The organism is Burkholderia sp. Bp8998, assembly GCF_003854235.1.
Lineage (GTDB): Bacteria > Pseudomonadota > Gammaproteobacteria > Burkholderiales > Burkholderiaceae > Burkholderia.
The window spans coordinates 21,777-28,404 of sequence record NZ_QTQF01000062.1 but is presented as its reverse complement, the minus strand read 5'-3'; the positions used below and the strand labels follow the sequence as shown (position 1 = coordinate 28,404).

Annotated in this window: 8 protein-coding genes; 6 read left to right on the top strand and 2 right to left on the bottom strand. The window is 67.6% G+C overall.

The window, feature by feature from the left end; all coding sequences use genetic code 11:
* Positions 1-283: 283 nt before the first annotated feature.
* The 3 genes from DIE06_RS35095 (at position 284) to DIE06_RS35085 (ending at position 1,964) form a co-directional block, all read left to right on the top strand.
* Positions 284-655 (top strand): CidA/LrgA family protein, encoded by a 372-nt coding sequence (locus tag DIE06_RS35095; protein ID WP_124665346.1) that lies wholly within the window; start codon positions 284-286, stop codon positions 653-655.
* Positions 652-1,386 carry an LrgB family protein gene (locus DIE06_RS35090; protein ID WP_124665345.1) on the top strand — a complete coding sequence of 245 codons (735 nt, stop codon included), beginning with the start codon at positions 652-654 and terminating at the stop codon, positions 1,384-1,386. Before DIE06_RS35095 ends, DIE06_RS35090 begins: the two co-directional genes overlap by 4 nt.
* Before the next feature lie 251 nt (positions 1,387-1,637).
* Positions 1,638-1,964 carry a hypothetical protein gene (locus DIE06_RS35085; protein ID WP_124665344.1) on the top strand — a complete coding sequence of 109 codons (327 nt, stop codon included), beginning with the start codon at positions 1,638-1,640 and terminating at the stop codon, positions 1,962-1,964.
* 139 nt (positions 1,965-2,103) lie between these two features.
* Here DIE06_RS35085 and wrbA read toward each other — a convergent pair whose 3' ends face one another.
* Both wrbA and DIE06_RS35075 read right to left on the bottom strand, forming a co-directional pair.
* Positions 2,104-2,706: an NAD(P)H:quinone oxidoreductase gene (gene wrbA / locus DIE06_RS35080; RefSeq protein ID WP_124665343.1), complete on the bottom strand. Its 603-nt coding sequence runs from the start codon at positions 2,704-2,706 to the stop codon at positions 2,104-2,106.
* Between the two features lie 61 nt (positions 2,707-2,767).
* Positions 2,768-3,493 (bottom strand): pirin family protein, encoded by a 726-nt coding sequence (locus DIE06_RS35075; protein WP_124665342.1) that lies wholly within the window; start codon positions 3,491-3,493, stop codon positions 2,768-2,770.
* Positions 3,494-3,620: 127 nt separating this feature from the next.
* Here DIE06_RS35075 and DIE06_RS35070 point away from each other — a divergent pair, with 127 nt between their 5' ends.
* The 3 genes from DIE06_RS35070 to DIE06_RS35055 all read left to right on the top strand — a co-directional run bounded on the left by DIE06_RS35070 (position 3,621) and on the right by DIE06_RS35055 (position 6,517).
* Positions 3,621-4,505 carry a LysR family transcriptional regulator gene (locus DIE06_RS35070; RefSeq protein ID WP_124665341.1) on the top strand — a complete coding sequence of 295 codons (885 nt, stop codon included), beginning with the start codon at positions 3,621-3,623 and terminating at the stop codon, positions 4,503-4,505.
* A gap of 208 nt (positions 4,506-4,713) precedes the next feature.
* The gene (locus DIE06_RS35065; RefSeq protein ID WP_124665340.1) at positions 4,714-5,787 is read left to right on the top strand and encodes a lysozyme inhibitor LprI family protein; all 1,074 of its coding nucleotides are present in this window, start codon (positions 4,714-4,716) and stop codon (positions 5,785-5,787) included.
* Between the two features lie 316 nt (positions 5,788-6,103).
* Complete coding sequence (locus tag DIE06_RS35055; protein ID WP_059449243.1) at positions 6,104-6,517, top strand: DoxX family protein; 414 nt, start codon at positions 6,104-6,106, stop codon at positions 6,515-6,517.
* Positions 6,518-6,628: the final 111 nt, after the last annotated feature.

The following is a 6,628-nucleotide window of genomic DNA, read 5'->3' as shown; positions in this document are numbered from 1 at the left end:
GGCTGCGGGCGGCATTCGAACGGGTTCGAATGCGAACGGCGAAGCGGCGGGCTTGGGTCCGCCGCTTGCGCATGGGGAGCGGGGCGACAGGTGCGTCGAAACGCGACACCGGCGGCCGGATCGCAGCGGCCCGATCCCGATCCCGATCGCGTGATGGCCGGCGGTGCCTGCCGCGCCCATTGTTGGTACGATCCCGCGTATCGTCCACGCCGGCGTCGCATGCCGCCGGCCCATCGGCCGCGCGACTGCACGATAGCGCGGCCACGTTCGGGAGAAGCGGTTCATGCTGCAGGCGTTCGCGGTCTTGCTGACCTTCCAGTGTCTCGGGGAAGGGGTGTCCTACCTGTCCGGCCTGCCGGTGCCGGGCCCGGTGATCGGCATGCTGCTGCTGTTCGGCTTCGTGATGCTGCGCCCGCAGGTGGCCGACGCGATCGAGCCGACCGCGCTCGAGCTGCTGCGCCATCTGTCGCTGCTGTTCGTGCCGGCCGGCGTCGGCATCATGGTGTCGGCCGACCGCGTGCGCGGCGATGTGCTCGCGGTCGTCGTCGCGCTGGCGGTGAGCACGTCGCTCGCGATCGCCGTGACGGCACTCGTCACCCGCGCGTTGCTGCGGCGCCAGCGGCGTGCGGGCGGCACGGCGGAGGGCACGCAATGACGGCGTTCCCGAAACTCGGCGCGATCTGGGTCTATCTCGCCGCGACCCCGCTGCTCGGCCTGACGATCACGCTGATCGCGTACCTGATCGCACAGGCCATCTATGCACGCGCGCGCTTCAACCCGCTCGCGAACCCGGTGCTGATCGCGGTCGCGCTGATCGTCGTGCTGCTGACGATCACGCACACGCCGTATCCGACGTATTTCGAGGGTGCGCAGTTCGTTCACTTCCTGCTCGGCCCGGCGACCGTCGCGCTGGCGCTGCCGCTGTACCGCCAGTGGTCGAAGCTGCGGCGCGCCGCGGTGCCGTTGCTCGTCGGGCTGCTGGCGGGCTCGCTGACCGCGATCGTGTCGGCGGTCGGCATTGCCGCGCTGTTCGGCGCGTCGCACCAGACGATCGCGTCGCTCGCGCCGAAATCCGCGACCACGCCGATCGCGATGGCGGTCGCGCAGGCGATCGGCGGGATTCCGTCGCTGACGGCAGTGCTGGTGATTTCGACCGGGATCTTCGGTGCCGTGTGCGCCCGCGCGATCCTGAACGTGCTGCGCATCGAGGAGCCGGCCGTGCGCGGTTTCGCGCTCGGCGTCGCGTCGCACGGGATCGGCACCGCGCGCGCGTTCCAGGTCAGCGAGGAGGCCGGCGCGTTCGCGGGCCTCGGGATGGGGCTGAACGGCGTGCTGACCGCATTCGTCGTGCCGATCCTGCTGCCGGTGCTGTCGCGCTGGATCTGAGCGGCACCGGGCACCGGGCATCGGCGGCGCGCGATGCTATCGGTTTCCCTGATGGCCGCGTGCGCCGCGCCGGCCGGCCGGGCGTCTGCCGCGCATGTATCGTTGCCGTTATCTGGAGAATTCAGGAACCGGCACGGACATTCGTGCAGCGATCGGCTAACGTTGCATCGGCGCCGTCGTCGCACGCCGACGTCCGTTGCGTGCGTGCCGGCGTTCGACCCACAACCAACAATCGACAAGGAGTTCCGGCCATGACGAAGTCTCGCGTGGTTTCGGTGGCAGTGGCAGTAACGGCGTCGTTCGGTCTGCTGTTGACCGCCGCGCCGGCGGCATACGCGCAGGATCCGGCGTCCGCACCGACGCAGCAGCAGCTCGACAAGGCGCAGAAGAAGGCCGCCCGCAAGGCGGCCCGCGCGCGCCACGCGAAGGACCTGAAGGCGATCGGCACGGGCAGCGGCTACCGGCTGACCAACGACCAGAGCAACTATCCGCAGAACGCGGTGGAAAAGGCGCCCGCGACGAAGGCGGCGCCCGCGCCGGCTCCCGCCGCGCCTGCCGCGCCGGCATCGGGCCAGTAAGGGCCAGTAACGGCCCGCCTTCGCGCGATGACAAACGGCGCCGGGTCGACCGGCGCCGTTTGTCCTTGTGCGTCCCGCGCGGGCGGCACGCGCCGCGGTCCCGGGCGCTCCGGGACGCACGGCAATCCACCCACCCGCGTTACGACGCGAGCTTCGCGGCGAGTTCCGCGACGTGCTTGCCCTGGTAGCGCGCGATGTCGAGTTCGTTCGCGCTCGGCTGACGGCTGCCGTCCGCGCCCGCGAGCGTGGTCGCGCCGTACGGCGTGCCGCCCGTGATCTCGTTCATGTTGACGAGCCCGCTGCACGCATAGGGCACGCCGACGATCACCATCCCGTGGTGCAGCAGCGTTGAATGGAACGACGTGATGGTCGTTTCCTGGCCGCCGTGCTGCGTGCCGGTCGACGCGAACACGCTGCCGATCTTGCCGACGAGCGCGCCCTTCATCCACAGGCCGCCGGTCTGGTCGAGGAACGTGCGCATCTGGCCGGCCATGTTGCCGAAGCGGGTCGGCGTGCCGAAGATGATTGCGTCGTAGTCCGCGAGTTCGTCCACGGTGGCGACAGGTGCGGCCTGGTCGACCTTGACGCCGATCGCCTTCGCCTGGTCGACGGGAATGGTTTCCGGCACGCGCTTGAGCGTGACCTCGACGCCGGGCACCGATGTCGCGCCTTCCGCGACGTGCTGCGCCATCGTTTCGACGTGCCCGTAGGACGAGTAGTAAAGAACGAGTACCTTGGCCATGTTGCGAATCTCCGATTGAGAAGGCCCCGCGGTCAGCGGGGCCCGATGTTCCGAACGGGCGTCATGCCCACTCGGCCGTCACTTCGACCGGGCGCAGGTCGAATACCAGCACCTCGGCGTCCTTGCCGTCGGCGAACGTCAGCGCATGTTCGCCGCGGATGCGCGCGCCGTCGCCTTCGCCGAGCGTCACGCCGTTGACCGTCACGCTGCCGCGTGCGACATGCACGTAGGCGAAGCGGTCCGGTGCCAGTTCGAGCGTGGCGCGCTCGTCGCCGTCGAACAGGCCCGCGAAGATCCGCGTGTCCTGGCGGATCTTCAGCGAGCCGCCGTTACCGTCGGGCGACACGATCGGCGTGAGCTTGCCGCGCTTGTCGGCTGCCGCGACATTGGTCTGCTGATAGCGCGGCTCGGCACCCTTCTCGGACGGCCCGACCCAGATCTGCAGGAAGTGGACGGGCGTTTCGTGCGAGTGGTTGAACTCGCTGTGACGCACGCCGGTACCCGCGCTCATCAACTGGACGTCGCCCGGCACGATCACCGACCCGGTGCCCATCGAATCCTTGTGCTCCAGTGCACCGTCGAGCACGTACGACAGGATTTCCATGTCGCGGTGCGGGTGCGTACCGAAGCCGCGGCCCGGTGCGACGCGGTCGTCGTTGATCACCAGCAGGTCGGAGAAGCCGACTTGCTTCGGATCGTAGTAATTCGCGAAAGAAAACGTGTGACGGGAGCTGAGCCAGCCATGCTCGGCACGGCCACGTTGGTTTGCTGCACGAGTCTCGATCATGATTTTTCCTGGATGTCCGCCGGACCTCGGAAGTGGGCCCGGCCGTTCGTTGAGATGAATCTTAGGTCAATCGATTTGACAAATAAATGGCTGATGAGATAATGACTGTCACTTCGGAGTGGACAATATGGAATTCAACGACCTGAGGATCTTCGTCGCGACCGTCGACGCGGGCAGCTTCACGGCGGCGGCCGACCAGCTGATGCTGTCCAAGCAGTTCGTGAGCCGGCGCACGATGGCGCTCGAGGCGTCGCTCGGCGTGCGCTTGCTGCTGCGCAACACCCGCAATCTCGCGGTCACGGAATCGGGGCAGGAGTTCTATGCGCGCGCGCAGCGGATCCTCGCCGAGATCGCCGACGCCGAGCAGGCGATGTCGGTGCGCAGCACCGAGCTGCACGGCTCGCTGAAGATCAGTGCGCCGCTGTCGTTCGGGATCACGCACGTGTCGCCGTTGATCGCCGAATTCCTGTCCGCGCATCCGGCCGTGCGGCTGAACCTCGACCTGACCGACCGGCGCGTCGACCTGATCGGCGAGGGCTTCGACCTCGTGCTGCGGATCGGCGCGCTCGAGGATTCGACGCTGATCGCGCGCCCGCTCGGTGCGTGGCAGATGATCGCGTGCGCGAGCCCCGCTTACCTGAAACGGCAGGGCACGCCCGCGACGCCGGCCGACCTCGCCGCGCATACGTGCCTGCTATATGGACGCGAGCGGCGCGTCGGCTGGGAATTCCGGATCGACGGCGCGGCGCGCACGTTCGATGTGCAGGGCCCGCTCGTCGCGAACAACGGCGAAGTCGTGCGCGACGCGGCGATCGCGGGGCTCGGCATCGCGCTGCTGCCGAATTTCATCGTCGGCGCCGCGCTCGACAGCGGTGCGCTCGTGCCGGTGCTCGACGCGTATGCGCCGTCGCCGATCACGCTGAACGCGGTGTTTCCGCAGCATCGGGAAGGGTTCGTCACGCTGCGGACGTTCATCGGGTTCCTGGCGGAGCGGCTGGGCGGGCGGGCGTAGCGGGCGGGCTCGGCGCGGACATGTCGATCCCGCATGGCGGCCGATCCGTTCGCGCGCATCGTCGGGCGCCGATTGATCGGCCGTGCGCATTCGCGTTAGGCTTCGGCGGGGGCGACGGCCCGCAACGCATGTCGGGCCGGGTGTTTTTACCTCGAATCGTATCGGGCACGTAGCTTCTACTCACCGCGATCCACGACGAGTCCAGTCCATGACAATCAAGAACCGATCGAATGCTCGCGCCGGCGAGCGAGGGCAAGCCGCGCGTCGCGGCCGGCATGTGCGGCGCGCGAACCTGCAATTCGCCGTGCTATTGGCAGTACTGACTATCTCGCCGATGGTTGCCCAGGCGGCCGGCTTCGACTGCGCGAAGGCCGCTTCGCCGACCGAGAAGGTGATCTGCGCGGACGCCGGGCTGTCGTCTCTCGACGGCCAGTTGGCGGCGGCGTGGAAGAAGGCGCTCGCGAAAGGCGGCGATACGGCCGCGCTGAAGGCTGCGCAGTTGAGATGGCTCAAGCAGCGCGACCGCTGCGGCACCGACGCGTCGTGCGTCGGCGATCGCTATCGCGAGCGGCTCGCGAGCCTGAGCGGCGCACCGCTTGCGGCCGACCGCTGGCAGCAGACGTGGTATCGCGACAGCGACAACCCGTCGTTCGGCGGCGTGCTGACGTTCACCGGCGCTCCGCCGCGCCTTCACTTCGAACTGAGCGGCACCAACGGCGCAAATACCGGCGGACTCAGCGGCGATATCGAACTGCACGGCGACCGCGGCACGTTTCGCCAGGATCATTGCCGGCTCGATTTCAGCCGCAAGGGCGGGCGCGTACAGGTCGCGCAACAGGGTGGCGATTGCGGTGCCGGCGCGGGTGTCGTGTATTCGGGTGACTACGTGACGGCGTCGAAGGCGCAGGCGAGCGCACCGGCCGACCTCGTGACGCTGAAGGTGCTGACCGATGCGCGGCAGAACGCGATCGCGCACACGCTGCTCGGCGCCGACTATCAGACGCTTGTCGACACCATCAACGACAGCGCGGACGAGAAGGATCTCGATGGCCTGAACGCTGCCGTGACGTCGTACTGGGTGCGCGGCATCGCGACGACGAACGCCGCGATCGTGATGCGCCGGGGCGGCGAGCTCTGGATCGGGTTGCTCGTGTTCGATGCGCATGACAAGGTGCGCATGCGCTATTACTCGAACGTGCCGGCGTGGAAAAAGGCCGTGCCGAAGACCATTCGCGCGTGGCACGACAATCTCGACAAGACCTATCCGATCGATGTGATGTGATTCGGTGGCCGGTGCGCCGATAGGCGCGTCGGCCGCACATGACACGTTTGTTACGTGACAATTGTCCACTAAATTGAGACGGCCAATCTTGTTTTGAGGGATTGATGATTTCCCATGAGACAGTAGACTGCACCCGTGCTTCGCCAGAACCGCTCCGCAGCGTGCCAGGACGGCGCGACCGGGACGGATTCTTCGGCGGCGGGCCGACCGGCCCGCGGTTCGATCGTGCGAGGCGGGTTCGCTGTCGATTCGTGGGTTCGCCGTTCGGCGGACGTCGGCACCGAATGCGTCAAACCGTCAATTCAAGGTGATTGCTATGCGTTACGTTTCGCTGGAGTCGAAGAAGGACGAGCTGCTGCTGGCGGCTCGCGTGCTGATGATGATCCTGTTCGTGCTGTTCGGCTGGCAGAAGCTGAACGGCTTCTCGGGCACGGTCGCGTACATGGCGTCGACGGGGGCGCCGTCGCCCGAGCTGTCGGCGGTGATCGCGGTGGCGGTCGAGCTGGTCGGCGGCGCGCTGATCGCGGTCGGGTTCTATACGCGTCCGCTCGCGCTGGTGTTCGCGGTCTACACGCTCGCGACCGCGTTGATCGGGCATCGTTACTGGGCGCTGCAGGGCATGGATCAGTACCTTGCGATGATCAACTTCTACAAGAACATCAGCATTATCGGCGGGCTGCTGTTGCTCGCGGTGAGCGGGCCGGGCCGGTATTCGTTCGACCGGAAGTAAGCGGGCGCGAGATTTCGTGCCGCACGACGGGCCCGGTGCGCGGAAGCGCACCGGGCCTTGTTTCGTCATCCGCACGCCGTCGACGTGCGACCGAAATCGACATCGGTTGCC

Bases quoted from the DNA above. Each gene is read 5' to 3' on its own strand.
- DIE06_RS35095 (WP_124665346.1), top strand. From the start codon at position 284: ATGCTGCAGGCGTTCGCGGTCTTGCTGACCTTCCAGTGTCTCGGGGAA.
- DIE06_RS35090 (WP_124665345.1), top strand. From the start codon at position 652: ATGACGGCGTTCCCGAAACTCGGCGCGATCTGGGTCTATCTCGCCGCG.
- DIE06_RS35085 (WP_124665344.1), top strand. From the start codon at position 1,638: ATGACGAAGTCTCGCGTGGTTTCGGTGGCAGTGGCAGTAACGGCGTCG.
- wrbA (WP_124665343.1), bottom strand. From the start codon at position 2,706: ATGGCCAAGGTACTCGTTCTTTACTACTCGTCCTACGGGCACGTCGAA.
- DIE06_RS35075 (WP_124665342.1), bottom strand. From the start codon at position 3,493: ATGATCGAGACTCGTGCAGCAAACCAACGTGGCCGTGCCGAGCATGGC.
- DIE06_RS35070 (WP_124665341.1), top strand. From the start codon at position 3,621: ATGGAATTCAACGACCTGAGGATCTTCGTCGCGACCGTCGACGCGGGC.
- DIE06_RS35065 (WP_124665340.1), top strand. From the start codon at position 4,714: ATGACAATCAAGAACCGATCGAATGCTCGCGCCGGCGAGCGAGGGCAA.
- DIE06_RS35055 (WP_059449243.1), top strand. From the start codon at position 6,104: ATGCGTTACGTTTCGCTGGAGTCGAAGAAGGACGAGCTGCTGCTGGCG.